Here is a 25849-nt window from a genome sequence, read left to right as displayed (position 1 = left end):
ATGCAGACCGTATTAGCGAAAATCGTTGCCGATAAGGCCATCTGGGTTGAAGCCCGTAAAGAGCAGCAACCGCTCGCCAGTTTCCAGAATGAGGTGGTGCCGAGCAGCCGTCGTTTTTATGACGCCCTGCGGGGTGCGCGCACCGCGTTTATCCTGGAGTGCAAAAAGGCCTCCCCGTCGAAAGGGGTGATCCGCGATGATTTCGACCCGGCACAGATCGCCGCCATCTATAAGCACCACGCTTCGGCCATTTCGGTGCTGACCGATGAGAAATATTTTCAGGGCAGCTTTGATTTTCTGCCGATCGTCAGCGGGATCGCCCCGCAGCCGATTTTGTGCAAAGACTTTATTATCGACCCGTACCAAATCTGGCTGGCGCGCTTTTATCAGGCCGACGCCTGCCTGCTGATGCTCTCGGTGCTGGATGATGAGCAGTACCGTCAGCTTGCCGCGGTGGCGCACAGCCTGAACATGGGCGTGCTGACCGAAGTGAGCAACGAAGAGGAGCTGGAGCGCGCCATCGCCCTGGAGGCGAAAGTGGTAGGTATAAATAACCGCGACCTGCGCGATCTCTCTATCGACCTCAACCGTACCCGCCAGCTAGCGCCGCGTCTGGGGGCTGGCGTGACGGTGATCAGCGAGTCCGGCATCAACAGTTATGCCCAGGTCCGCGAGCTGAGCCACTTCGCCAACGGCTTCCTGATTGGTTCGGCGATGATGGAGCAGGCCGATCTCAGCGCGGCGGTGCGTCGCGTCCTGCTGGGTGAGAACAAGGTCTGCGGCCTGACGCGTCCTCAGGATGCCGCTGCGGCCCATGAAGCGGGCGCGATTTACGGCGGGCTGATTTTCGTTGCGTCTTCCCCACGCAACGTCAGCGAAACCCAGGCGCGGGAGGTGATCGCCGCCGCGCCACTGCAATATGTGGGCGTATTCCGTAATGCGGCCATTGAGAATGTGGTAGCCCTTGCTGGTCAGCTTTCGCTCGCTGCCGTTCAGCTGCATGGCAGCGAAGATCAGAACTATATCGATGCCCTGCGTGAAACACTGAACCCGCAGGTGCAAATCTGGAAAGCGCTGAGCGTGGGCGAGACCCTGCCGCCGCGCACGCTGCAACATATCGATAAATATGTTCTGGATAATGGCCAGGGCGGGACCGGGCAGCGTTTTGACTGGTCGCTGCTCAACGGCGAGAAGCTGGACAACGTCCTGCTCGCCGGGGGCTTAAGCCCGGATAACTGCGTTGAAGCCGCCAAATCAGGCTGCGCAGGTCTTGATTTCAATTCAGGCGTTGAGTCGCAGCCGGGCATCAAAGATGCCGGCAAGCTGGCTTCGGTGTTCAAAACGCTGCGTGCATATTAAGGAAGAGAAAATGACCACATTATTAAACCCTTACTTTGGCGAATTCGGCGGTATGTATGTGCCGCAGATCCTGATGCCCGCCCTGCGCCAGCTGGAAGAGGCGTTCGTGAGCGCGCAAAAAGATCCGCTCTTCCAGGCTGAATTTACCGACCTGCTGAAAAACTATGCCGGCCGTCCGACGGCCCTGACCAAATGCCGTAACCTGACCGAAGGCACGAACACCACGCTGTATCTGAAGCGTGAAGATCTGCTCCACGGCGGTGCGCATAAGACCAACCAGGTACTGGGTCAGGCACTGCTGGCAAAACGGATGGGTAAAACCGAAATTATCGCCGAAACCGGTGCCGGCCAGCACGGCGTGGCCTCAGCGTTGGCCAGCGCCCTGCTCGGCCTGAAATGCCGCATCTACATGGGTGCCAAAGACGTTGAGCGTCAGTCGCCGAACGTCTTCCGTATGCGTCTGATGGGCGCGGAAGTGATCCCGGTACACAGCGGCTCAGCCACCCTGAAAGATGCCTGTAACGAGGCGCTGCGCGACTGGTCCGGTAACTATGAAAATGCCCACTATATGCTGGGTACCGCCGCGGGCCCGCACCCGTTCCCGACCATCGTGCGCGAATTCCAGCGCATGATCGGCGAAGAGACCAAAGCGCAGATCCTTGAAAAAGAGGGACGTCTGCCGGATGCGGTGATCGCCTGCGTGGGCGGCGGCTCTAACGCCATCGGTATGTTTGCCGATTTCATCGACGACACCAGCGTAGGGCTGATTGGCGTTGAGCCTGCCGGTCATGGGATTGAAACTGGCGAGCACGGTGCGCCGCTGAAGCATGGCCGCGTGGGGATCTATTTCGGCATGAAAGCGCCGATGATGCAGACCGACGAAGGGCAGATTGAAGAGTCGTACTCCATCTCTGCCGGGCTGGATTTCCCGTCCGTCGGGCCACAGCATGCGTACCTGAACAGCATCGGTCGCGCCGAGTATGTGTCGATCACCGATGACGAAGCGCTGGAAGCATTCAAAACCCTGTGCCGTAAAGAGGGGATTATCCCGGCGCTGGAGTCCTCTCACGCGCTGGCCCATGCCCTGAAAATGATCAAAGACAACCCGGAAAAAGAGCAGCTGCTGGTGGTGAACCTTTCCGGTCGCGGTGATAAAGACATCTTTACCGTTCACGATATTCTGAAAGCACGAGGGGAAATTTGATGGAACGTTACGATAACGTGTTTGCTGAGCTGAAAGCCCGCAAGGAAGGCGCCTTTGTTCCCTTCGTCACCCTGGGGGATCCCTCTCCTGAGCAGTCGCTGAAAATTATCGACACCCTGATAGAAGCCGGTGCTGATGCGCTGGAGCTGGGCATTCCCTTCTCCGATCCGCTGGCCGATGGCCCGACCATCCAGGCCGCTACGCTGCGCGCCTTCGCCGCAGGCGTGACCCCGACCCAGTGCTTTGAGCTGCTGGCGACGATTCGCCAGAAATACCCGACCATTCCCATCGGCCTGCTGATGTACGCCAACCTGGTGTTTAACCGCGGCATCGACGAGTTCTACGCCGAGTGCGCGCGCGTGGGGGTGGATTCGGTGCTGGTGGCCGATGTGCCGGTCGAAGAGTCAGCCCCGTTCCGCCAGGCGGCGATGCGTCATAACGTCGCGCCAATCTTTATCTGCCCGCCGAACGCCGACGACGAACTGCTGCGCCAGATCGCCTCCCACGGTCGCGGATATACCTACCTGCTGTCGCGCGCTGGAGTGACGGGTGCGGAGAACAAAGCCGCCCTGCCGCTGCATCATCTGGTGGAGAAGCTGGCGGAGTATAATGCTGCACCGCCGCTGCAGGGCTTTGGCATTTCGGCCCCGGAGCAGGTCTCTGCGGCGCTGGGTGCCGGTGCTGCCGGTGCGATTTCCGGTTCGGCGATCGTGAAAATTATCGAGAACAACGTCAATACGCCTGACAAAATGCTGAGCGAGCTGAAAAGCTTCGCCAGCGCCATGAAGGCGGCGACCCGTCCACAATAACAGTAATGCCGTCTGGTTTTGCCAGACGGCATCCTGCGTAAATTGATCCCTTCGAGCTTTAGTGCATTTAACGCTGGTCAAATGTGTTTCCCGGCGTATTATCCCCCCGTCCTGTAGTTCTTCCTTCTTAAACCTTCTGAGTTCAGAGGCTTATCTATGTCGTGGCAACACTTTAAACAGGCTTATTTAATTAAGTTCTGGTCTCCCGTTCCTGCGGTTATCGCAGCAGGTATTCTCTCCACCTACTATTTCGGCATCACCGGCACCTTCTGGGCCGTGACCGGCGAATTCACCCGCTGGGGCGGTCAGCTCCTGCAGCTGGCGGGGGTTCACACCGAAGAGTGGGGCTACTTTAAACTGATTCACCTTGAAGGGACCCCGCTCACCCGTATCGACGGCATGATGATCATTGGCATGTTCGGGGGCTGTTTTGCCGCGGCGCTGTGGGCCAATAACGTGAAACTGCGCATGCCGCAGAGCCGGATCCGCATCGCCCAGGCGGTTGTCGGGGGTATCATCGCCGGGTTTGGCGCGCGACTGGCGATGGGCTGTAATCTGGCCGCCTTTTTCACCGGCATTCCGCAGTTCTCACTCCACGCCTGGTTCTTTGCCCTGGCCACCGCCGTGGGCTCGTACTTTGGCGCACGCTTTACGCTGCTGCCCCTGTTCCGTATTCCGATCAAAATGCAAAAGGTAAGTTCCGCTTCGCCGCTGACGCAGAAGCCGGATCAGGCCCGCCGCCGCTTTCGCCTCGGGATGCTGGTCTTCTTCGGCATGCTGGCCTGGGCGCTCTGTACCGCGCTGGATCAGCCCAAACTCGGGCTGGCGATGCTTTTCGGCGTCGGCTTTGGCCTGCTGATTGAGCGGGCACAGATCTGTTTTACCTCGGCATTTCGCGACATGTGGATAACCGGACGCACGATGATGGCAAAAGCGATCATCGCCGGGATGGCGGTAAGCGCCATCGGCATTTTCAGCTACGTTCAGCTGGGCGTGGCACCCAAAATCATGTGGGCAGGACCGAACGCTATTATCGGCGGGCTGCTGTTTGGCTTCGGTATCGTGCTGGCGGGCGGCTGCGAAACGGGCTGGATGTACCGCGCGGTGGAAGGCCAGGTCCACTACTGGTGGGTCGGTCTGGGTAACGTGCTGGGCTCCACCCTGCTGGCTTACTACTGGGATGATTTTGCGCCAGCGCTGGCGACCAACTGGGACAAGGTCAATCTTCTCAACACCTTTGGTCCGCTCGGCGGGTTGCTGGTGACCTATCTGATGCTGTTGATCGCCTTTTTACTGGTACTGGCGCAGGAGAAACGCTTCTTCCGTCGCGCTGCCGTGAAAACTGAATTACGTGAGGAAGCCGCATGAAAGAGATCGTTCCCGATTACCGCCTCGATATGGTAGGTGAGCCTTGCCCCTACCCGGCTGTAGCTACCCTTGAAGCGATGCCGCAGCTGAAAAAAGGCGAGATCCTCGAGGTGGTGAGCGACTGTCCGCAATCCATCAACAATATTCCACTGGATGCCAAAAACCACGGTTATACGGTGCTGGATATTCAACAGGATGGGCCGACCATCCGTTATTTGATTCAAAAATAATAAGGGGGTGGCGACAGGCCACCCCTTTTTTTAAGTATTAATCCCATTTTCTTCAGGATATCCCCAAGGAGTTTATGCTTTACATTGACTACAAAAGGAGAACGTTATGTCAGACCAAAATCTTGATAATGATGCACAATATGCAGGTGAAAAAGCGAAGAACAAACTGGATGAATTCGCCGGTGCTGCACAGCAGCAGTTTGGCGAGGCCGTTGATTCGCCAAAACATCAGTTGAAGGGTGCCGGGCGTAAATATGCTGCTCAGGCCAGTGACGTTGTTACTGACGTTACCGACGCGGTTAAAAATAATCCCCTTACCGGCCTCATTGCCGCAGGTGCGGTGGGTATTGTCCTCGGCCTGTTGCTGGGTCGTAAATAAATAATGAAGGCCCTGCGGGGCCTTCTTCTCTTCAGAAACGATATCCCGCCGAGAACATAAACACCCACGGGTCCAGACGGGTGCTGATATTCTGCTGCTGATCGCCCGCCTTAAAGCGCACTTCGGTGTCAATGTCCATATACCAGACCGACATGTTAATCAGCCAGTCGCGGTTGATGAGGTAATCCAACCCTACCTGCCCCGCCGCGCCCCATGAGTCTTTCAGGCTCAGGTCGGAAAGGCCCGCCGCTTTACCCGTGTCGTTAAACTTCTCATCAAAGAAGGTGGTGTAGTTAACCCCGGCGCCAACATAGGGGCGAACCTTGCTACCGGCATCGCCGAAATACCACTGGGCCATCAGGGTGGGCGGCAGGTGGTGAACCGTGGCGATATTCCCGGTTGGGCCTGTACCTACCTTGTGGCGAAACGGCGTCGCCGCCAGCAGTTCAACGCCGACGTTGTCGGTAGCCATCCAGGTAAAGGTCATCCCAGCCTGGGTATTGTTACTGACGTTAAAGCCGCCCAAACCCAGAACATTGTCCGAGCCTTCCGTCGGACGTACCGTGGCGGACCCCAGGCGGAAAAAGAACTCGCCTGCTTCGTGGGCAACTGCGCCGCCGGATAAACTGCTCAGAATCAGTGCTGCCACCGCTGCTTTTTTCATATCCATTCCCTCGTTATGGTTTTATTGGAGAACGGAATATACCCATAAATGATTACTAAGTGATCTCACTCAGATCACATTAGATTCAGTGATTTAACATTCATTGATCTAAATTAATTTTTTCAACTTCTGGCAAAAATTGGTAGTTAGCGCCTGGATCAATTTTGTCGTTTCAGGCGAATAAAGCGCAGCGTGATATCAACCGCGCAAAATTAGAGCGACGCATTACGGGCGCTTTACAAAGATATGCTTTTCCATACAAGCCTTGATACTGCCACCGGGCAGTTATCCAGGGTACAATTGCCCGCTAATTAACACCTGCAATACTCAAGGAGAGTGCATGTCTATCACGGCGAAGTCTGTCTACCGTGACACGGGGAATTTCTTCCGCAATCAGTTCATTACCTTTTTACTGATCGCCTTGTTGTGCGCATTAATCACGGTGGTACTTGGTCACGCCTTTTCGCCGAGTGAGGAGCAGATTGCCAGCCTGAGTCAGGGCGATCAGATTGCCAGCAGCGTCGGGCTGTTTGAGATGGTGCAGAATATGACGCCAGAGCAGCAGCAGATCCTGTTGCGCGCCTCTGCCGCGACCACCTTTTCCGGTTTGATTGGCAATGCCATTCTCGCAGGTGGCGTACTCTTAATGATCCAGCTGGTTTCTGCCGGACAACGCGTCAGCGCCCTGCGGGCGATTGGTGCCAGCGCACCGCTGCTGCCAAAACTGTTTATCCTGATCTTTTTAACCACCATGCTGGTGCAATTAGGAATTATGCTGGTTGTGGTGCCGGGGGTACTGTTGGCGATTGTTCTCGCCTTTGCGCCGATTATGGTGGTACAGGACAGAATGGGCATTTTTGTCGCCATGCGTAGCAGCATTCGTCTGGCATGGTCTAATATGCGTCTGGTTGCTCCGGCGGTGATGAGCTGGCTGCTGGCTAAAACCTTGCTGCTGCTGTTTGCCCCGAACCTGGCCGTACTGACCCCAAACGTCGGCGCTATAGTGGCAAATACGGTGAGCAACCTGATTTCAGCGGTATTGCTCGTCTACTTGTTCCGCCTGTATACGTTAATTCGCCAGTAATTTTTCTGACGGCCCGGGCAACACGCGCGGGCCGTCGCAGATGATGGAATCGAAGAATGAAGCAGTTTCTTGATTTTTTACCCCTGGTTGTCTTTTTTGCCTTCTACAAGCTGTATGACATCTATGCGGCAACCACCGCCCTGATCGTCGCCACCGCGATAGTGCTGATCTACAGCTGGGTGCGCTACCGCAAGGTCGAAAAGATGGCCTTGATCACCTTTGTGCTGGTGGCCTTTTTCGGCGGGTTGACCGTCTTTTTCCACAACGATGAGTTCATCAAGTGGAAAGTGACCGTCATCTACGTGCTGTTTGCCGGTGCCCTGCTGTTCAGCCAGTGGGTGATGAAAAAGCCGCTCATCCAGCGCATGCTGGGTAAAGAGCTGGCCCTGCCGCAGAGCGTCTGGTCGCGTCTGAATATCGCCTGGGCGGTATTCTTTATTCTCTGCGGTCTGGCGAATATCTATATCGCCTTCTGGCTGCCGCAGAATATCTGGGTCAACTTCAAAGTCTTTGGTCTGACCGCCTTAACGCTGATTTTCACCCTGTTGAGCGGTATCTACATCTATCGCCATATGCCGCAGGACGACAAGCAGTAATCCTCCCGCCAGGCTTTAACAGCCTGGCGTTTTCTTCTGTTCTCTCTGGCTTTAAATCATAGTAGCATCCCGCCTGAAGTCCTCCGTAATGAGTAGAGTCCATAATGACAACAACGAACGCCCCACAGGGCGAACTGGTTTTACGCACACTTGCAATGCCCGCCGACACCAATGCCAACGGCGATATTTTTGGCGGCTGGCTGATGTCGCAGATGGATATGGGTGGGGCGATCCTCGCCAAAGAGATTGCGCATGGCCGCGTGGTGACGGTCCGGGTCGATGGCATGACTTTTCTGCGCCCTGTAGCGGTCGGGGATGTCGTCTGCTGTTACGCGCGTTGCGTAAAACGTGGGAATACCTCGGTATCGATCAACATTGAGGTGTGGGTGAAAAAGGTCTCTTCTGAGCCTATCGGCCAGCGTTATAAAGCGACCGAAGCGCTGTTTATTTATGTCGCGGTGGATAACGACGGGAAACCGCGCCCTCTGCCGCAGGTCTGACAATCAGGCCAAAAAAAAGCCTCCGTCAGGAGGCTTTTTTATTTATTCCATCTGTGCCCCGCCGTTGAGGCGGAAAACGATATTCACGATCAGACCGCTGCCTGGCTTACCGGTTTCGTAGCGCCATTTGCGCATCGCGGTTTTCACATCTCGTTCAAACATATTCGATGGCTGTGCGGAAAGGATTTGGACATTATCCACCCGCCCGTCTGCGGTCACGTCAAACTTCACGCGAACGCGTCCTTCAATGCGTAACGCCTGCGCCCGCGCCGGATATACCGGCTGATTACGGCTCAGCGCACGCGGGCCGGAAGGGGCCGTGGCGACCGGCTTAGCGGTAGCTGGCGAAGAATTCATCACCGGGCGAGCCGGAGCCGCGTTCGTCAGCGGCTGGGTGGTGCGCGGTTCAACCGGGCGCTCTTCACGCTTCGGACGCTCTTCCACCTTTTTCACCGGTTTTGGTTTCGGTTTTGGTTTTGGTTTTGGCTTGGGTTCCGGCTTATGGATCACCACTGGCGCTTCTTTGGGCGGTTCAGGAACGATTTCGGGTTCCGGTTCCGGCTCGGGTTCTGCAACAGGTTCCGGTGGTGGTGCGACCTGCACGGGCTCCAGCTCCGCAGGTGTTACCATGGTCACAGAAATCGGCTGCGCGGGCGCTGGCATTTCAATAACCTGATGTACCGATGTGTAAAGCAGACCCGCCACGACGGCTCCGTGAATACCGACGGACAATAGCGTCGGCCAGGGAAAGCGGCGAGGGAGTTCAAGGGTCATTGAAGTCATAATCGTTTCAGTTAAAAAGCCAGGCCCTGATTTTAAATGCAAATAGCAATCATATTCAATAAGCCAGTTAAACTTCGCCCGAATTAACCGTTCAGCTGGCGAAAAAAGGCACGTAGTGAGCAGGGTTTTAACAATGTCGCTATCTTTGCATTGCAGTCCCCTGCACTTTCACATAACGTAATTCACACTTTTATTGGTTTAGGAGCTCCGCCGTGCTTTATGTGATTTTTGCTGCAGATGTTGCTGATTCTCTTGAAAAACGTCTCTCCGTGCGCCCTGCCCATCTTGCGCGCTTACAGCTGCTGCATGACGAAGGCAGATTACTCACCGCAGGGCCGATGCCCGCTGTGGACAGCAACGATCCGGGTGCGGCCGGCTTTACCGGCTCGACGGTGATTGCCGAGTTTGAATCGCTGGAAGCAGCGCAGGCCTGGGCGCAGGACGATCCGTATGTGGCCGCTGGGGTGTACGATAACGTTGTGGTGAAGCCGTTTAAAAAAGTTTTCTAGGATAAAAAAGGCTCCTTATCAGGAGCCTTTTCTCGTTAGTGCAGCGACGCCAGTCGCGCCGCGAAGCCCACAAACAGCAAACCTATCAAGCCATTCCCCAGCTTCGCCAGTTTCTTCTTAGTCTTCAGGTAGCGGGTGACAAACGCCCCGGAGAAAATCAGGAAGCTCATGTAGATAAAGCTGATGACCTCCAGCGTGACCGCGAGGATCATAAAGGCGACACCGGTGTTTTTCGCCTGAACATCAATAAACTGCACAAAGAACGAGACATAAAACAGGATCGCTTTCGGGTTGGTCATACTTAGCACCAGCGAGCGTTTCATGATGGTTTTTGCCGGCTCGATACCACCGGCTTCGCCCTGCTGTTTATGCCGCATCACCGACCAGAGCATCTTGCCGCCCAGCCATAACAGATAGAACGCCCCGAGATAGCGCACGACATTAAACAGTACCGGGGTGGTCTGGATCAGTGCAGCAACCCCGGCCCATGCCAGGAACATCAGCACCGCATCGCCGATAAACACGCCGCTGGCGGCCAGATAGCCCTTTTTCACGCCGTGACCAATACCGGTTTTTAAGACGAATAAGGTATTTGGGCCCGGAACCAGAACGATAAAAATGGCTCCAACAACGTAGGTCCAGAAATTAAGCACACCAAAATCCGCAAACACTTCATCCTCCTTTTCGAAATAGCGAATCTTTAAAAAACATCGGGCACCTCAGAGGGTGCCCTTGTGTCGTTCAGTAATCCTGAACGGCGAACAGCAACGCATTGCGATGACGGTTCATACTGCATTTTCTGATGGCGTGGATACGCATATTACGGCGGGATTGTGCTTCCAGCCAACGCGCTTTGCGACGACCTGTCTGTCGCAACATGCGCCAGCGCCCTACTTCTGTTCTACTGCGCTTCATGTTAACAACTCTTCCCAAAACAGAGCGCTCATTATAGACCCTTGCCTGCGGCAAACCAGCGCTTTTATCTGCCGTTTTTATTTGCCAGAAAAATCCTGACGCGTAAACTCTTAACAATACGCTTTCAAAAGGATTTTTTATTATGACAACCTTCTACACCGTGGTGAGTTGGCTGCTCATTCTGGGGTACTGGCTGATTATCGCAGGTGTAACATTACGCATCCTGATGAAGCGCAGAGCCGTCCCCTCCGCCATGGCATGGCTGTTGATTATTTTTATCCTCCCGCTGGTTGGTATTATTGCGTATTTATCCTTTGGCGAGCTGCACCTCGGTAAACGCCGGGCGGAACGCGCCCGCGCCATGTGGCCCTCAACGGCAAAATGGCTTAACGACCTGAAATCCTGCAAACATATCTTTGCCGAAGAGAACAGCGACGTCGCCGCCTCCCTGTTTCAGCTCTGCGAGCGCCGCCAGGGCATTGCCGGGGTCAAGGGCAATCAGCTGCAGCTGATGACCACCTCCGATGACGTTATGCATGCTTTGATCCGCGATATTCAGCTGGCGCGGCATAACATTGAGATGGTGTTTTATATCTGGCAGCCGGGTGGCATGGCCGACCAGGTTGCGGAATCCCTGATGGCCGCCGCGCGCCGGGGCATTCACTGCCGTCTGATGCTCGACTCCGCCGGCAGCGTGACGTTTTTCCGCAGCAACTGGGCGTCGATGATGCGCAATGCCGGGGTGGAGGTGGTTGAGGCGTTGAAGGTCAATCTGCTGCGTGTGTTCCTGCGCCGGATGGACCTGCGCCAGCACCGCAAAATGGTGCTGATCGACAACTACATCGCCTATACCGGCAGCATGAATATGGTTGACCCTCGCTTCTTTAAACAGGATGCCGGCGTGGGCCAGTGGGTGGATCTGATGGCGCGTATGGAGGGCCCGGTCGCCACCGCGATGGGGGTTGTCTACTCCTGCGACTGGGAGATCGAAACCGGCAAACGCATTCTGCCTCCGCCCCCGGATGCCAACATCATGCCGTTTGAGCAGGCCAGCGGGCATACCATCCATACCATTGCCTCCGGCCCGGGCTTCCCGGAAGATCTCATTCATCAGGCGCTGCTGACTGCGGCCTATTCCGCCCGCGAATACCTGATCATGACCACCCCCTACTTCGTGCCGAGCGACGATCTGCTGCACGCCATCTGTACCGCCGCCCAGCGTGGAGTCGACGTCAGCATCATCCTGCCGCGCAAGAACGATTCGGTGCTGGTGGGCTGGGCCAGCCGGGCCTTCTTTAGCGAACTGCTGGCCGCCGGGGTGAAGATTTACCAGTTCGAAGGTGGCCTGCTGCACACTAAAAGCGTGCTGGTGGATGGCGAACTTAGCCTGGTGGGCACGGTTAACCTGGACATGCGCAGCCTGTGGCTCAATTTTGAGATCACCCTGGTGATCGATGACGCCGGTTTTGGCGGCGATTTGGCCGCCGTCCAGGACGACTATATCTCCCGCTCCCGCTTGCTGGACGCGCGTTTGTGGGTGAAAAGACCGCTGTGGCAGCGAATTACCGAACGACTGTTTTACTTCTTTAGTCCGTTGCTGTAAAACGTGCCCAACCAACGATGTTAAACAGGTAGTCATCATGGAAATGGATCTGAACAATCGCCTGACCGAAGACGAAACGCTTGAGCAGGCCTACGATATCTTTCTTGAACTGGCCGTCGATAATCTCGACCCGGCAGATGTGATCCTCTTCAATCTACAGTTTGAAGAGCGCGGCGGCGCAGAGCTGTTCGACCCGTCTGAAGACTGGGAAGAGCACGTCGATTATGACCTGAACCCGGACTTCTTCGCTGAGGTGGTGATTGGCCTGGCTGATGAAGATGGCGGTGAGATTAACGACATCTTTGCCCGCGTTCTGCTGTGCCGCGAGAAAGACCATAAGCTGTGCCACATACTCTGGCGTGAATAAAATCTGGCGCGAATAAAAAAAGGCTGCGAATGCAGCCTTTTTTAATACCTGTTATCCACTCAGAGCGGGTCGACCTTCAGGCACGAAACCGCATGGCGGAAGCTGCCTTCGAGCACCGGACGTGTTTTCGCGCACTCCGGCCCGGCAATCGGGCAGCGGGTACGGAACACACAGCCCGATGGCGGATTGATCGGCGACGGCAGTTCCCCTTCCAGAAGCTGAATAGTTTTATTCTTCTCCAGATCCGGATCCGGGACCGGCACCGCAGACATCAGGGCTTTGGTATAAGGGTGCAGCGGGTTGTGGTAGACCTCATCGTAGGTGCCCAGCTCTACCGCATGACCCAGGTACATCACCAGCACGCGATCGGAGATGTGCTTCACCACCGCCAGATCGTGGGCGATAAAGATCAGCGACAGGCCCATCTCACGCTGCAGTTTTTGCAGCAGGTTAACCACCTGCGCCTGGATCGACACGTCCAGCGCCGAAACCGGTTCGTCACAGATAATCAGTTTCGGCTCGAGGATCAGCGCGCGGGCAATCCCGATACGCTGACACTGACCGCCTGAGAACTCGTGCGGATAGCGGTTGATAAGGTTCGGCAGCAGGCCCACTTTCATCATCATCGCTTTGACGCGGTCACGCACTTCAGTACGTGGCATTTTCGGATGATAGGTGCGCAGCGGCTCGGCGATGATCTCCCCGATGGTCATACGCGGGTTCAGGGATGCCAGCGGATCCTGGAAAATCATCTGAATGTCGCTACGCACGGCGCGCCACTCTTCAGGTTTCATCCCCAGCAGATCTTTGCCCAGCCAGGCCACCTTGCCGTCCGTCGCTTTAACCAGACCAATAATCGCGCGCGCGAAGGTAGATTTGCCGCAGCCCGATTCACCCACCACGCCCAGGGTCTCCCCTTCATACAGACGCAGGGTGACACCATCCACCGCTTTCAGGGTTTTGGCTAGCTGCCAGAACCACTGCTTGCCATCCTTGATATCAAAGTGGACTTTCAGATCCGCGATTTCGAGCAGGACATTACGTTTTTCGTCAATGACAGTCATACCAGCTCCTCGTACGGCTTAAAGCAGGCACGCAGACGGCCTGGGGCAAACTCTTCCAGCGGTGGCGCGCTGTTGCAGATCTCCATCGCGTGCGGACAACGCGGCTGGAACGGACAGCCTTTCGGCAGACGCAGCAGGTTTGGCGGGTTGCCCGGAATAGTCAGCAGTGACTCCCCTTCCGCATCGAGACGCGGAACGGCGTTCAGCAGGCCGATAGAGTACGGGTGTGCCGGGTTGTAGAACACATCCCGCGCTTTGCCGTACTCCATGGTGCGACCGGCATACATCACCAGCACTTTGTCGCAGATCCCGGCGACCACGCCCAGATCGTGGGTAATCATGATGATCGCCGTATTGAACTCGCGCTTCAGCTCGTTCAGCAGGGTCATGATCTGCGCCTGAACGGTCACGTCCAGCGCGGTGGTCGGTTCATCGGCAATCAGCAGTTTTGGCCGGCACAGCAGGGCCATGGCGATCATCACACGCTGGCGCATCCCGCCGGAAAACTCATGCGGGAACATGCGCATACGCTTACGCGCTTCAGGCATTTTCACCGCATCCAGCATTTTCACCGACTCTTCAAAGGCTTCGGCTTTGCCCAGCCCTTTATGCAGCATCAGCACTTCCATCAGCTGCTCGCCCACCCGCATGTACGGGTTCAGGGAGGTCATCGGATCCTGGAAAATCATCGAGATCTGCTCGGCGCGCAGCTTGTTCAGCTCGTTTTCCGGCAGGTTGAGGATCTGTTTGCCGTTAAAGGTGGCAGACCCCCCGATGACGCCATTTTGCGCCAGTAGCCCCATCAGCGCGAAGGCCGTCTGGGATTTACCGGAACCGGATTCACCCACGATCCCCAGCGTCTCACCCGCCCGCAGGCTGAAGTTGAGATCGTTTACCGCGGTGACATCGCCATCCGGCGTTTTAAAGGTGACGCGCAGATCTTTCACATCCAGCAGCGCATTGCCCTGCTGTTGGGTTTGTGGCGCAGATGCCGTTTCAATAATGGTCATGGCGGCGCTCCTTAACGGTCTTTCGGATCGAGGGCATCACGCAGGCCATCGCCGATAAAGTTGAAACAAAACAGTGTCACGACCAGGAAACCTGCCGGGAACAGCAGCAGCCACGGTGATACTTCCATCGAGTTCGCGCCATCGCTGAGCAATGCACCCCAGCTGCTCAGCGGCTCCTGAGTACCCAGACCAAGGAAGCTGAGGAAGGACTCAAACAGGATCATGCTCGGCACCAGCAGGGAGGCATACACCACCACCACGCCCAGCACGTTCGGGACGATATGACGGACCACGATATTGCCGGTAGAGACCCCACCCACCTGCGCCGCTTCGATAAACTCTTTGCGCTTCAGGCTCAGGGTCTGGCCGCGCACGATACGTGCCATGTCCAGCCAGGAGACCATACCGATAGCAACGAAGATCAGCAGGATGTTCTGACCGAAGAAGGTCACCAGCAGGATCACGAAGAACATGAACGGGAAGGAGTTGAGGATCTCAAGGATACGCATCATCACCGAATCGACTTTACCGCCGAGATAGCCGGACAGCGATCCGTACAGGGTACCCAGAATCACCGCCACGAAGGCCGCGGCAATCCCCACCATCAGCGAGATACGCCCGCCGATGGCCACACGGACCAGCAGGTCACGCCCGGAGGAGTCGGTGCCGAAGTAGTGGCCCGATTCGCTATCCGGTGCGCTGGACATCATGCCCCAGTCGGTATCGAAGTAGGTGAACTGCGACAGCATCGGCGCTAAGGTCATAAACAGGGCGATAATCACCAGCACAATCAGGCTGGCAACCGCCGCGCGGTTGTGCATAAAGCGACGGCGGGCATCCTGCCAGAGACTGCGTCCTTCGACTTCCAGTTTTTCACTGAAGTTTTCCAGCGCCTCGCTATTTTTCTTACTTAACATCATGGCGAGCTCCAGTGTCAGTAGCGGATTTTCGGATCGATGACGGCATACAGCACATCAACAATCGCGTTAAAGAAAATGGTCAGCGCACCGACGAGGATGGTCAGACTCAATACCAGAGAGTAGTCGCGGTTAAGGGCGCCGTTAACGAACAGCTGGCCGATACCAGGCAGACCATAGATGGTCTCGATAACCATTGAACCGGTAATGATACCGACGAACGCTGGGCCTAAATAAGAGAGAACCGGCAATAACGCAGGTTTCAACGCATGACGGAAAATAATCCGGCGCATTGGCAGCCCTTTCGCGCGTGCGGTACGGATGAAGTTGGAGTGCAGCACTTCAATCATCGAACCACGGGTAATACGCGCAATGCTGGCAATATAGGCCAGTGACAGCGCCACCATCGGCAGAATCATGTACTGCAGCGCCCCGCCATTCCAGCCGCCGCCGGGCAACCATTTAAGGGTGATAGCGAATATCATGACCAGCAAGGGTGCGACGACAAAACTCGGTATGACGACCCCGGTCATTGCCACCCCCATTACGGCGTAGTCCCATTTGGTATTTTGATTCAGCGCGGCAATCACGCCCGCCGTGACGCCAAGAATAACGGCCAGTAAAAATGCCGCGGCGCCTAATTTAGCCGAAACGGGGAAGCTGGACGCCACCAGATCGTTTACGGAATAGTCTTTATATTTAAATGACGGTCCAAAATCGCCGTGCGCCAGCTGCTTCAGATAATTGAAATACTGGGTGGAGATCGGATCGTTTAAATGGTATTTCGCTTCGATATTCGCCATGACTTCAGGCGGCAGCGTACGTTCACCGGTAAATGGACTGCCCGGCGCGAGACGCATCATAAAGAAGGAGATCGTTATGAGAATAAAAAGCGTTGGGATCGCTTCAAGACAGCGACGTAGGATAAATTTCAACATTGCCCATACCTTCTGGCGTGTGCCTATATAGTATTACGATGAGTAGACACCGTGGGGCAGGCATCGCCCGCCCCACTCATTGCCATTAATGCTTGATGATATACAAGTTTTTAACGTAGATATTATCCATCGGGTCTTTACCGGTATAACCACCTACCCACGGTTTCACCAGACGGGCGTTCACGTAGTAGTAAACCGGCACGATCGCAGAGTCTTTATCAAGCTGCTGTTCTGCTTTCGAATACAGCTCAGCGCGCTGCGCTTCGTCAGTGACTTTCAGGGTATCGCCGATCAGCTTATCGAACTCTGCGCTCTTATAGTGCGCGGTGTTGTTCGAGCTGTCGCTCAGCATGGTGTTCAGGAAGGAGGTTGGTTCGTTATAGTCCGCACACCAGCCTGCACGCGCCACATCAAAGGTGCCCTGATGACGGCTGTCCAGGAAGGTTTTCCACTCCTGGTTTTCCAGCTTCACGTTCGCACCCAGGTTTTTCTTCCAGATGGAGGAGACGGCGATAGCCAGTTTTTTATGCAGATCGGAGGTGTTGTACAGCAGGCTAAAGGTCAGCGGCTTGTCAGAGGTATAACCGGCTTCGGCCAGCAGTTTCTTCGCTTCAGCATTACGCTGTTCCTGGGTCATTTTGAACCATTCTGGCTCGGTCAGCTTCGCGCCATCGGTATACGGCGGGGTGTAGCTATAAGCCGGCAGGTCGCCCTGGTTTTTCACTTTATTCACGATGATATCGCGATCCAGTGCCAGCTTAAGCGCGGTACGCACGCGAACGTCGGTGAATGGCGCTTTCTGGTTGTTGATTTCGTAGTAATAGGTACACAGATACGGGTCAACGTGAACTTCAGCCGGGATCTCTTTTTTCAGCTTTTGGAACAGTTCGATCGGCATGTTGTTATAGGTCATGTCGATTTCACCGCTGCGGTAGCGGTTAACGTCAGTCACTTCAGAAGAGATTGGCAGGTAGGTGACCTGATTGATAACGGTTTTCGCGTTATCCCAGTAATTGGTATTCCGCTCCAGGTCGATACGTTCGTTAACAACCCAGGCTTTCAGCTTGTAGGCGCCGTTGGTAACGATATTGGCAGGCTGGGTCCACTTCTCGCCGAATTTTTCAACCGCTGCTTTTGGAACAGGGGAAACGGACGGGTGAACCAGCAGTTTGTAGAAATACGGGACTGGCTCGCTCAGGGTCACTTCGAAGGTATTGTCATCGATCGCTTTTACGCCGAGGTCGGTAATCGGTTTTTTGCCGGTGATGATGTCATCGATATTGGCGATATGGCCATACTGCAGATAGCTCGCATACGGAGAGGCGGTATTTGGATCCGCCAGGCGCTGCCAGCTATAAACGAAATCTTGTGCGGTAACCGGAGAACCGTCAGACCATTTTGCGTCTTTGCGCAGGTGGAAGGTCCAGACTTTAAAGTCTTTGTTTTCCCATTTTTCAGCAACCCCGGCAACCGGGTGACCGTCTACGTCAGTAACCAGCAGACCTTCGAACAGATCGCGGTTAATGTTAGACTCCGGTACACCTTCAATTTTGTGCGGATCCAGAGACTGAACCTCAGCACCGTTGTTACGCACCAGCGTTTGCTTTTCCGCCAGCTGAACCCCAGCAGGTACGTCAGCAGCCATTGCAACGTTGCCCGCGATTAGCGCAGTTAAGATCCCCGCCGCGACCAGACTTTTTTTTGTGATGTTGGACATTGTGTTGATACTCCACTCTTTATAATTACTGGTTTTTTACCAGCCTGTTTAATTCCCCTTTTTTGGGGTTCCCTGACAACGTAGGAGTTTATGCTGCTGTCAGGCGTTTTTACTTCTCGCTATCACCGACTTTACTATTACTAACGGCTCGTCTGGCCGCCTTGCGTCGATTCTTAACAGGCCTCCCCTGTCGAGGCCTGTCTTAATTCTTTTAGATCAGAATCGTTAATGAAAAAGATTCTCATCTAAAAGATTTCTGCGGAAAATATAAGGCCGGAAAGTACCAAATGGCTTTCCCGGGTGCCAATACATTTTGCAAATTTGTTAACCAATTCTCTTTTACGGAAGTTACCGTTAAGTTGTGGGCTACCCTGCCGCGCATCAAAAGCCCAGAAAACCTTCGCTTTTCAATGGGATGTAGAAAGTGTGCTCGACGGTGGCGTCGCAGTGCTGAAGACGAGGTGTTGTTTGTACAAAAAATTAACAACTGTCTATTATTTAGCACATTCATCTAATTCATTCATCAAATTACTAATATCATCTCAGTTATCCCGCAGCAAGCCCCAGAGTATCGTGTGAGTAAAATAACAGTCTTATTGCGCGGAATGTGACCAGTACAGGGTCGGGGTGGGAGACAAGTGGTTGATAGTTAACAAAACAAAATTATTAGTAAAATTTATTATAGTTAAAGCGATTTTCAACTTTCATTATATGATTTGCTGATAATGACAAAAAAAACGGCGCCACTGGCGCCGCGCTTTCATTTGAAATGGTTAACTCAATAAGCCCGGAAATATTGATTTCAGCCCGGTAACAATAAATTCAATCCCCAGCGCCATCAGCAGAAGACCCATAATACGGGTGATAACGTTAATGCCGGTCTGACCAAGCAGCCGCACCAGCCAGGGGGCAATACGGAATACGCCCCAACAGCAGAACGCAAACAGCGCAATGGCAATCGAGAAGCCAATCAGATGCATTAGATTGTGGTAGCGCGTTCCCCAGACGATGGTGGAACTGATGGCACCCGGCCCCGCCATTAAGGGCAACGCCAGCGGCACCACGCCAATACTTTCGCGGATAGCAGTCTCTGATTTTTCTTGTTTGTTTTGTTTGTCTTCACCCAATTTGCCGCTGATCATCGACATCGCGATGGTCACCACCAGGATCCCGCCGGCAATCCGGAACGAATCAATAGAGATGCCAAAAATCGGTAATGGTGCCAACTTACTGATTTAGTGTACGATGGTGTTTTTGAGGTGCTCCCGTGGCTTCCATCTCCATCAGTTGTCCCTCCTGCTCAGCTACTGAAGGCGTGGTGCGTAACGGTAAAAGTACTGCCGGACATCAGCGCTATCTCTGCTCTCACTGCCGTAAAACATGGCAGCTACAGTTCACTTACACCGCCTCTCAGCCCGGTACACACCAGAAAATCATTGATATGGCCATGAATGGTGTTGGATGCCGGGCAACCGCCCGCATTATGGGCGTTGGCCTCAACACGATTTTACGTCACTTAAAAAACTCAGGCCGCAGTCGGTAACCTCGCGCATACAGCCGGGCAGTGATGTGATTGTCTGCGCTGAAATGGACGAACAGTGGGGCTACGTCGGTGCTAAATCACGTCAGCGCTGGCTGTTTTACGCGTATGACAGGATACGGAGGACGGTTGTGGCGCACGTCTTCGGTGAACGCACTCTGGCCACACTGGAGCGTCTTCTGAGCCTGCTGTCGGCCTTTGAGGTCGTGGTATGGATGACGGATGGCTGGCCGCTGTATGAATCCCGCCTGAAGGGAAAGCTGCACGTAATCAGCAAGCGTTACACTCAGCGAATTGAGCGGCATAACCTGAATCTGAGACAACATCTGGCAAGGCTGGGACGGAAGTCACTGTCGTTCTCAAAATCGGTGGAGCTGCATGACAAGGTCATCGGGCATTATCTGAACATAAAACACTATCAGTAAGTTGGAGTCATTACCCAAAAATCTGCAATATAGAGTCGCCAAGATAAAGAGAGGTCAGCAGGATGATCGCAACCGACAGGTTTGCCGTCAGGTTGGTCTTATTTCTGGCAAGCGCGGTCTGGTAGCTGGTCATACTGATAAATACAGGAATAATGCCCACCGGGTTAACCAGCGCGAACAGACCGATAAAAAACTTAAAATAGGTAGGAAAATCAAAGAGCGATAGGCTCACAGTTAGCTCCGCTGATAAGCAAGACTCAAGATAAAGAGGTGGCAACACCAATAACCGCGCAGAAGATACGCTTTTTGCGCATGCACTTCATCACAATATTGCGAATTATAGTGGTTTGACGCTGTAAAATATTTGTGTACTAAATGCATTCCTGTGGTTCAATTGCTTTTGCAATTATTTAACATCTGATAAAACGCCCCAAAATACCCCTGCTGAAAGGTATCAGCTTATGGATAAATTGATACAGATCATGTTTTCCGTACTCAGAAGTGAGTAATCTTGATTACGCCACCACGGAGATTCAGTATCTGAACGTAGGCTACTGATGGGAGGCTCTTTTAGTAAATCAGGGGAACGATAAAAACGTTAACACCTTGTTTTTATGTAAGTTAAGCAAGTGGCAAAGGCGCTGACTATACTGTTTTCGTGTCGAGCAGCTGATTTACTAAAAGAGTTTAACATTATCAGGAGAGCATTATGGCTGTTACTAATGTCGCAGAGCTTAACGCACTTGTAGAGCGCGTAAAAAAAGCCCAGCGTGAATATGCCAATTTCACCCAAGAACAGGTTGATAAAATCTTCCGCGCCGCCGCTCTGGCTGCTGCAGATGCTCGAATCCCTCTCGCTAAAATGGCCGTTGCCGAATCCGGTATGGGTATCGTTGAAGATAAAGTGATTAAAAACCACTTCGCTTCTGAGTATATCTACAACGCCTATAAAGATGAGAAGACTTGCGGCGTCCTGTCTGAAGATGACACTTTCGGTACCATCACCATTGCAGAACCTATCGGTATCATCTGCGGTATCGTTCCGACAACCAACCCAACTTCTACTGCTATCTTCAAATCGCTCATCAGCCTGAAGACGCGTAACGCAATCATTTTCTCTCCACACCCACGTGCTAAAGATGCGACCAACAAAGCGGCCGATATCGTTCTGCAAGCGGCGATCGCTGCAGGTGCACCGAAAGATCTGATCGGCTGGATCGATCAACCTTCTGTGGAGCTGTCTAACGCACTGATGCACCACCCTGACATTAACCTGATCCTTGCGACCGGTGGTCCAGGCATGGTTAAAGCCGCGTATAGCTCCGGTAAACCGGCTATCGGCGTAGGTGCAGGTAACACCCCGGTTGTTATCGACGAAACCGCCGATATCAAACGTGCTGTTGCATCCGTACTGATGTCTAAAACCTTCGACAACGGCGTTATCTGTGCTTCCGAGCAGTCCGTTGTGGTTGTTGACTCCGCATACGATGCCGTTCGCGAACGTTTCGCCAGCCACGGCGGCTATCTGCTGCAGGGCAAAGAGCTGAAAGCCGTTCAGGATATCATTCTGAAAAATGGCGCACTGAACGCCGCCATCGTAGGTCAGCCAGCGTACAAAATCGCTGAACTGGCAGGCTTCACCGTTCCGGCTACCACTAAGATCCTGATTGGTGAAGTGAGTGTCGTTGACGAGAGCGAGCCGTTTGCTCACGAAAAACTGTCTCCGACGCTGGCAATGTACCGCGCGAAAGATTTCGAAGACGCGGTCGTTAAAGCAGAGAAACTGGTCGCCATGGGCGGTATCGGTCATACCTCCTGCCTGTACACCGACCAGGATAACCAGCCTGAACGTGTCGCGCACTTCGGCCAGATGATGAAAACTGCACGTATCCTGATCAACACCCCTGCTTCTCAGGGTGGTATCGGTGATCTGTATAACTTTAAACTCGCGCCTTCCCTGACTCTGGGTTGTGGTTCATGGGGTGGTAACTCCATCTCTGAGAACGTTGGTCCTAAGCACCTGATCAACAAGAAAACCGTTGCTAAGCGAGCTGAAAACATGTTGTGGCATAAACTTCCGAAATCTATCTACTTCCGCCGCGGCTCTCTGCCAATCGCGCTGGATGAAGTGATTACTGATGGCCACAAACGTGCGCTCATCGTGACCGACCGTTTCCTGTTCAACAACGGCTACGCAGACCAGATCACCTCTGTGCTGAAAGCTGCTGGTGTGGAAACTGAAGTGTTCTTCGAAGTAGAAGCTGACCCAACCCTGACCGTTGTTCGCAAAGGTGCAGAGCTGGCAAACTCCTTCAAACCAGACGTGATCATCGCGCTGGGCGGCGGCTCCCCAATGGATGCAGCCAAAATCATGTGGGTCATGTACGAACACCCGGAAACGCACTTCGAAGAGCTGGCGCTGCGCTTTATGGATATCCGTAAACGTATCTACAAGTTCCCGAAAATGGGCGTGAAAGCGAAAATGATCGCCGTCACCACCACTTCCGGTACCGGTTCTGAAGTGACGCCGTTTGCCGTTGTAACCGACGATGCAACCGGTCAGAAATACCCACTGGCAGACTATGCGCTGACCCCGGATATGGCGATTGTTGACGCCAACCTGGTTATGGATATGCCGAAATCACTCTGTGCGTTCGGTGGTCTGGATGCAGTAACTCACGCCCTGGAAGCTTACGTTTCCGTACTGGCCTCTGAGTTCTCTGACGGCCAGGCTCTGCAGGCGCTTAAACTGCTGAAAGAGAACCTGCCAGCGTCTTACAACGAAGGCTCTAAAAACCCGGTTGCCCGTGAGCGTGTACACAGTGCTGCCACCATTGCCGGTATCGCGTTTGCTAACGCCTTCTTGGGTGTGTGTCACTCCATGGCGCACAAGCTGGGCTCTCAGTTCCACATTCCTCACGGTCTGGCGAACGCCCTGCTGATTTCTAACGTTATCCGTTACAACGCTAACGACAACCCGACTAAGCAGACCGCATTCAGCCAGTACGACCGTCCGCAGGCTCGTCGTCGCTATGCAGAAATCGCTGACCACCTGGGCCTGAGCGCACCTGGTGACCGCACTGCTGCGAAGATCGAGAAGCTGCTGGCATGGCTGGATAGCATCAAAGCGGAACTGGGTATTCCTAAGTCTATCCGTGAAGCGGGCGTTCAGGAAGCTGACTTCCTGGCACACGTTGACAAGCTGTCTGAAGATGCCTTTGATGACCAGTGTACTGGTGCGAACCCGCGCTACCCACTGATCGCAGAGCTGAAACAGATCCTGCTGGATACTTACTACGGCCGTGAATACTCTGAAGGCGTACCGGCATCGGCTGCACCTGCTGTAGACGTCGTAGTCAAAGCGGAAAAGAAAGCGAAGAAAAGCGCTTAATTAATCGCTAAATAAAAAACCCGCTCCGGCGGGTTTTTTTATGTCTGTGCTCCAGGGATAACAGAGAGATGAAATAGCGTCGTTAACGACGACAGGCATCCTGAATGGCCGTCAGAGAGCCTACAACCAGCGCTTCTTTATAATGCTTACGGCACACGGAGACATAGCGCTCATTGCCGCCAATCACTACCTGCTCGCCTTCCGCGTAGGGTTTGCCAGCCTGATCGAGACGCAGCACCATACTCGCTTTACGGCCGCAGAAACAGATGGTTTTCAATTCAACCAGTTTATCCGACCAGGCCAGTAAATACTGACTGCCAATAAACAGCTCGCCGCGAAAATCAGTACGCAGGCCATAACAGAGCACCGGAATATCCAGTTCGTCGACCACTTCTGATAACTCACGCACCTGCTGGCGCGTTAAAAACTGGCTCTCATCCACCAGCACACAATGCACAGCCTGAGTAGCAACCTCTGCGCGGATCTCTTCCAGCAGATTGGTTTGTGGGTTATATAGCTTTGCCGGTGACGAGAGACCAATTCGCGAGCTAACCTTTCCGCTACCGAAACGATCGTCAATCTCTGCGGTGTATACCAGGGTCTGCATCCCGCGCTCCTGGTAATTGTAGGAGGATTGCAGTAATGCGGTCGACTTACCTGCGTTCATTGCTGAATAGTAGAAATACAGTTGTGCCATTGGCCGTTAAACCCTAATCAATGTGTATTATTACCGATGCGCGATTGTACCATATTTTGTCTGGTCTTCGGTAATGACTCCAACTTATTGATAGTGTTTTATGTTCAGATAATGCCCGATGACTTTGTCATGCAGCTCCACCGATTTTGAGAACGACAGCGACTTCCGTCCCAGCCGTGCCAGGTGCTGCCTCAGATTCAGGTTATGCCGCTCAATTCGCTGCGTATATCGCTTGCTGATTACGTGCAGCTTTCCCTTCAGGCGGGATTCATACAGCGGCCAGCCATCCGTCATCCATATCACCACGTCAAAGGGTGACAGCAGGCTCATAAGACGCCCCAGCGTCGCCATAGTGCGTTCACCGAATACGTGCGCAACAACCGTCTTCCGGAGCCTGTCATACGCGTAAAACAGCCAGCGCTGGCGCGATTTAGCCCCGACGTATCCCCACTGTTCGTCCATTTCCGCGCAGACGATGACGTCACTGCCCGGCTGTATGCGCGAGGTTACCGACTGCGGCCTGAGTTTTTTAAATGGCGGAAAATCGTGTTGAGGCCAACGCCCATAATGCGGGCGGTTGCCCGGCATCCAACGCCATTCATGGCCATATCAATGATTTTCTGGTGCGTACCGGGTTGAGAAGCGGTGTAAGTGAACTGCAGTTGCCATGTTTTACGGCAGTGAGAGCAGAGATAGCGCTGATGTCCGGCAGTGCTTTTGCCGTTACGCACCACCCCGTCAGTAGCTGAACAGGAGGGACAGCTGATAGAAACAGAAGCCACTGGAGCACCTCAAAAACACCATCATACACTAAATCAGTAAGTTGGCAGCATCACCTGGTCTTCCGTGCTACAGCGCGCTTTGTCGGCAGTTCGGGGCATTGTTTCCCTGCCTGGATATACAACAGGCAGCGGCAAAGGCAGGTTAAAACATCAAATGAATAACGGCTTTAAAATCGGTAAGTTCAGGAAAAATATATTATTTTAATGGACTAACAGAGTCAAAAATGCGGCAGGAATAATTAACTGTTTGAGCGGTCAACCGTGTTTCCAGTACTAATACGAAAGGTTGATATTTATCCTGAGTAACAATAATCGCAGATAAAATTACCCACAAAAAAAGAGTTAGCCGTCAGGTTTACTACACATCTGTTGATAACGTAGCCCTCTTTTCGCCGCTGGAATTTAAGTTAACGATATTAATAATAGTGACAAATATTAGGTGTTTTTTGAATTCCTTACATTCTGACCTATTGCATATATCAATTTATGCCTCTATTATTACTTCAACAACCCCCCCACATTATAAGTTTGAGATTACTACAATGAGCGAAGCACTTAAAATTCTGAACAACATCCGTACTCTTCGTGCCCAGGCGAGAGAATGTACTCTGGAAACGCTTGAAGAAATGCTGGAGAAATTAGAAGTCGTGGTTAATGAGCGTCGTGAAGAAGAAAACGCCGCGGCTGCTGAGATCGAAGAACGTACTCGTAAACTGCAGCAATATCGTGAAATGCTGATCGCTGATGGTATTGATCCAAACGAATTGCTGAACAGCATGGCTGCCGCTAAAACAGGCACCAAAGCTAAACGTGCTGCACGCCCGGCTAAATATAGCTACATCGATGAGAACGGCGAATCTAAAACCTGGACTGGCCAGGGTCGTACTCCAGCTGTTATCAAAAAAGCCATGGACGAGCAAGGTAAACAACTGGACGACTTCCTGATTCAGGAATAAGTTAGCAAGTTGTCCGAAAAATCCCGCTTAATGCGGGATTTT

27 protein-coding genes and 2 pseudogenes are annotated in these 25849 nt (G+C 53.6%); 16 read left to right on the top strand and 13 right to left on the bottom strand.

Annotated elements, in window-relative coordinates:
* The 6 genes from trpCF (at position 1) to LRS40_RS17160 (ending at position 5349) form a co-directional block, all read left to right on the top strand.
* Entirely contained in the window at positions 1-1359 is a 1359-nt protein-coding gene (trpCF, locus tag LRS40_RS17185) for a bifunctional indole-3-glycerol-phosphate synthase TrpC/phosphoribosylanthranilate isomerase TrpF (protein WP_231312160.1), read from the top strand.
* Positions 1360-1369: 10 nt separating this feature from the next.
* Positions 1370-2563, top strand: coding sequence for a tryptophan synthase subunit beta (trpB, locus tag LRS40_RS17180; RefSeq protein ID WP_231312159.1), 1194 nt, complete (start codon positions 1370-1372; stop codon positions 2561-2563).
* A complete protein-coding gene (gene trpA / locus LRS40_RS17175) occupies positions 2563-3372 on the top strand; it encodes a tryptophan synthase subunit alpha (RefSeq protein ID WP_142489819.1) in 810 nt (269 codons plus the stop codon). Before trpB ends, trpA begins: the two co-directional genes overlap by 1 nt.
* Before the next feature lie 156 nt (positions 3373-3528).
* Positions 3529-4740 (top strand): selenium metabolism membrane protein YedE/FdhT, encoded by a 1212-nt coding sequence (gene yedE / locus LRS40_RS17170; protein ID WP_231312158.1) that lies wholly within the window; start codon positions 3529-3531, stop codon positions 4738-4740.
* Positions 4737-4970 carry a sulfurtransferase-like selenium metabolism protein YedF gene (gene yedF, locus LRS40_RS17165; RefSeq protein WP_039030671.1) on the top strand — a complete coding sequence of 78 codons (234 nt, stop codon included), beginning with the start codon at positions 4737-4739 and terminating at the stop codon, positions 4968-4970. The genes yedE and yedF overlap by 4 nt, the downstream gene beginning before the upstream one ends.
* Positions 4971-5076: 106 nt before the next feature.
* The gene (locus LRS40_RS17160) at positions 5077-5349 is read left to right on the top strand and encodes a YqjD family protein (RefSeq protein ID WP_103179906.1); all 273 of its coding nucleotides are present in this window, start codon (positions 5077-5079) and stop codon (positions 5347-5349) included.
* A gap of 31 nt (positions 5350-5380) precedes the next feature.
* On the opposite strand, the gene ompW is transcribed toward LRS40_RS17160, so the two are convergent.
* Positions 5381-6013, bottom strand: coding sequence for an outer membrane protein OmpW (ompW, locus tag LRS40_RS17155; RefSeq protein ID WP_156263967.1), 633 nt, complete (start codon positions 6011-6013; stop codon positions 5381-5383).
* A gap of 225 nt (positions 6014-6238) precedes the next feature.
* Here ompW and LRS40_RS17150 point away from each other — a divergent pair.
* The 4 genes and pseudogenes from LRS40_RS17150 to yciA all read left to right on the top strand — a co-directional run.
* Positions 6239-6328: pseudogene (locus LRS40_RS17150) on the top strand (YkgJ family cysteine cluster protein); the annotation flags it as partial.
* Between the two features lie 25 nt (positions 6329-6353).
* Positions 6354-7097, top strand: coding sequence for a YciC family protein (locus tag LRS40_RS17145; protein WP_142489822.1), 744 nt, complete (start codon positions 6354-6356; stop codon positions 7095-7097).
* Between the two features lie 56 nt (positions 7098-7153).
* On the top strand, positions 7154-7693 hold the full coding sequence (locus LRS40_RS17140) for a septation protein A (RefSeq protein ID WP_142489823.1): 540 nt from the start codon (positions 7154-7156) through the stop codon (positions 7691-7693).
* A gap of 104 nt (positions 7694-7797) precedes the next feature.
* Positions 7798-8193: an acyl-CoA thioester hydrolase YciA gene (yciA, locus tag LRS40_RS17135; protein WP_142489824.1), complete on the top strand. Its 396-nt coding sequence runs from the start codon at positions 7798-7800 to the stop codon at positions 8191-8193.
* A 42-nt stretch (positions 8194-8235) separates the two neighbouring features.
* On the opposite strand, the gene tonB is transcribed toward yciA, so the two are convergent.
* Positions 8236-8967 carry a TonB system transport protein TonB gene (tonB, locus tag LRS40_RS17130; RefSeq protein ID WP_231313906.1) on the bottom strand — a complete coding sequence of 244 codons (732 nt, stop codon included), beginning with the start codon at positions 8965-8967 and terminating at the stop codon, positions 8236-8238.
* A 221-nt stretch (positions 8968-9188) separates the two neighbouring features.
* Between tonB and LRS40_RS17125 the strand changes: the two genes are divergently transcribed.
* Positions 9189-9485, top strand: a complete 297-nt coding sequence (locus LRS40_RS17125) for a YciI family protein (protein WP_032611245.1) — start codon at positions 9189-9191, stop codon at positions 9483-9485.
* 35 nt (positions 9486-9520) lie between these two features.
* On the opposite strand, the gene leuE is transcribed toward LRS40_RS17125, so the two are convergent.
* Entirely contained in the window at positions 9521-10156 is a 636-nt protein-coding gene (gene leuE / locus LRS40_RS17120) for a leucine efflux protein LeuE (RefSeq protein ID WP_231312157.1), read from the bottom strand.
* Positions 10157-10226: 70 nt separating this feature from the next.
* Positions 10227-10400, bottom strand: a complete 174-nt coding sequence (locus LRS40_RS17115; RefSeq protein WP_098946243.1) for a YciY family protein — start codon at positions 10398-10400, stop codon at positions 10227-10229.
* A 142-nt stretch (positions 10401-10542) separates the two neighbouring features.
* Between LRS40_RS17115 and cls the strand changes: the two genes are divergently transcribed.
* Together cls and LRS40_RS17105 are read left to right on the top strand one after the other, a co-directional pair.
* Positions 10543-12003 carry a cardiolipin synthase gene (gene cls / locus LRS40_RS17110; RefSeq protein WP_142489826.1) on the top strand — a complete coding sequence of 487 codons (1461 nt, stop codon included), beginning with the start codon at positions 10543-10545 and terminating at the stop codon, positions 12001-12003.
* Between the two features lie 37 nt (positions 12004-12040).
* On the top strand, positions 12041-12370 hold the full coding sequence (locus LRS40_RS17105) for an HI1450 family dsDNA-mimic protein (protein ID WP_142489827.1): 330 nt from the start codon (positions 12041-12043) through the stop codon (positions 12368-12370).
* A gap of 59 nt (positions 12371-12429) precedes the next feature.
* Here LRS40_RS17105 and oppF read toward each other — a convergent pair whose 3' ends face one another.
* The 6 genes and pseudogenes from oppF to LRS40_RS17075 form a co-directional block, all read right to left on the bottom strand.
* Positions 12430-13434, bottom strand: a complete 1005-nt coding sequence (oppF, locus tag LRS40_RS17100; protein ID WP_231312156.1) for a murein tripeptide/oligopeptide ABC transporter ATP-binding protein OppF — start codon at positions 13432-13434, stop codon at positions 12430-12432.
* Positions 13431-14444, bottom strand: coding sequence for an ABC transporter ATP-binding protein (locus LRS40_RS17095; RefSeq protein WP_142489829.1), 1014 nt, complete (start codon positions 14442-14444; stop codon positions 13431-13433). The genes oppF and LRS40_RS17095 overlap by 4 nt, the downstream gene beginning before the upstream one ends.
* An 11-nt stretch (positions 14445-14455) precedes the next feature.
* Complete coding sequence (gene oppC / locus LRS40_RS17090; RefSeq protein WP_231312155.1) at positions 14456-15364, bottom strand: oligopeptide ABC transporter permease OppC; 909 nt, start codon at positions 15362-15364, stop codon at positions 14456-14458.
* A 14-nt stretch (positions 15365-15378) separates the two neighbouring features.
* Entirely contained in the window at positions 15379-16299 is a 921-nt protein-coding gene (oppB, locus tag LRS40_RS17085; protein WP_032611266.1) for an oligopeptide ABC transporter permease OppB, read from the bottom strand.
* Positions 16300-16384: 85 nt separating this feature from the next.
* Positions 16385-18016: an oligopeptide ABC transporter substrate-binding protein OppA gene (gene oppA, locus LRS40_RS17080; RefSeq protein ID WP_231312154.1), complete on the bottom strand. Its 1632-nt coding sequence runs from the start codon at positions 18014-18016 to the stop codon at positions 16385-16387.
* Positions 18017-18789: 773 nt separating this feature from the next.
* Positions 18790-19233: pseudogene (locus tag LRS40_RS17075) on the bottom strand (YchE family NAAT transporter); the annotation flags it as partial.
* Positions 19234-19283: 50 nt separating this feature from the next.
* Between LRS40_RS17075 and LRS40_RS17070 the strand changes: the two are divergent.
* Positions 19284-19981, top strand: a protein-coding gene (locus LRS40_RS17070) for an IS1 family transposase (RefSeq protein WP_223216367.1) whose coding sequence is annotated in 2 segments (ribosomal slippage) — positions 19284-19533 and positions 19533-19981 — 699 coding nt in all. Because the reading frame shifts where the segments join, the coding sequence is not laid out codon by codon here.
* Between the two features lie 10 nt (positions 19982-19991).
* Here LRS40_RS17070 and LRS40_RS17065 read toward each other — a convergent pair.
* Positions 19992-20213: a MarC family protein gene (locus LRS40_RS17065; RefSeq protein ID WP_370649917.1), complete on the bottom strand. Its 222-nt coding sequence runs from the start codon at positions 20211-20213 to the stop codon at positions 19992-19994.
* 477 nt (positions 20214-20690) lie between these two features.
* On the opposite strand from LRS40_RS17065, the gene adhE reads away from it, so the two are divergent.
* Positions 20691-23372 carry a bifunctional acetaldehyde-CoA/alcohol dehydrogenase gene (adhE, locus tag LRS40_RS17060; protein WP_231312153.1) on the top strand — a complete coding sequence of 894 codons (2682 nt, stop codon included), beginning with the start codon at positions 20691-20693 and terminating at the stop codon, positions 23370-23372.
* Between the two features lie 82 nt (positions 23373-23454).
* Here adhE and tdk read toward each other — a convergent pair whose 3' ends face one another.
* Positions 23455-24069, bottom strand: coding sequence for a thymidine kinase (gene tdk / locus LRS40_RS17055; RefSeq protein WP_231312152.1), 615 nt, complete (start codon positions 24067-24069; stop codon positions 23455-23457).
* Between the two features lie 84 nt (positions 24070-24153).
* Positions 24154-24851 (bottom strand): IS1-like element IS1B family transposase gene (locus LRS40_RS17050; protein ID WP_095033700.1). Its coding sequence is split into 2 segments (ribosomal slippage): positions 24154-24602 and positions 24602-24851, totalling 699 coding nucleotides; the frame shifts between segments, so codons are not numbered across the junction.
* 542 nt (positions 24852-25393) lie between these two features.
* Here LRS40_RS17050 and hns point away from each other — a divergent pair.
* Positions 25394-25807 carry a histone-like nucleoid-structuring protein H-NS gene (gene hns, locus LRS40_RS17045; RefSeq protein WP_039030686.1) on the top strand — a complete coding sequence of 138 codons (414 nt, stop codon included), beginning with the start codon at positions 25394-25396 and terminating at the stop codon, positions 25805-25807.
* The last annotated feature ends 42 nt before the right edge of the window (positions 25808-25849 follow it).

It is taken from the genome of Leclercia sp. G3L (genome assembly GCF_021117075.1).
GTDB lineage: Bacteria > Pseudomonadota > Gammaproteobacteria > Enterobacterales > Enterobacteriaceae > Enterobacter > Enterobacter adecarboxylatus_C.
The sequence above is the reverse complement of the archived record's forward strand: the minus strand, read 5'-3'. Positions and strand labels throughout refer to the sequence as shown.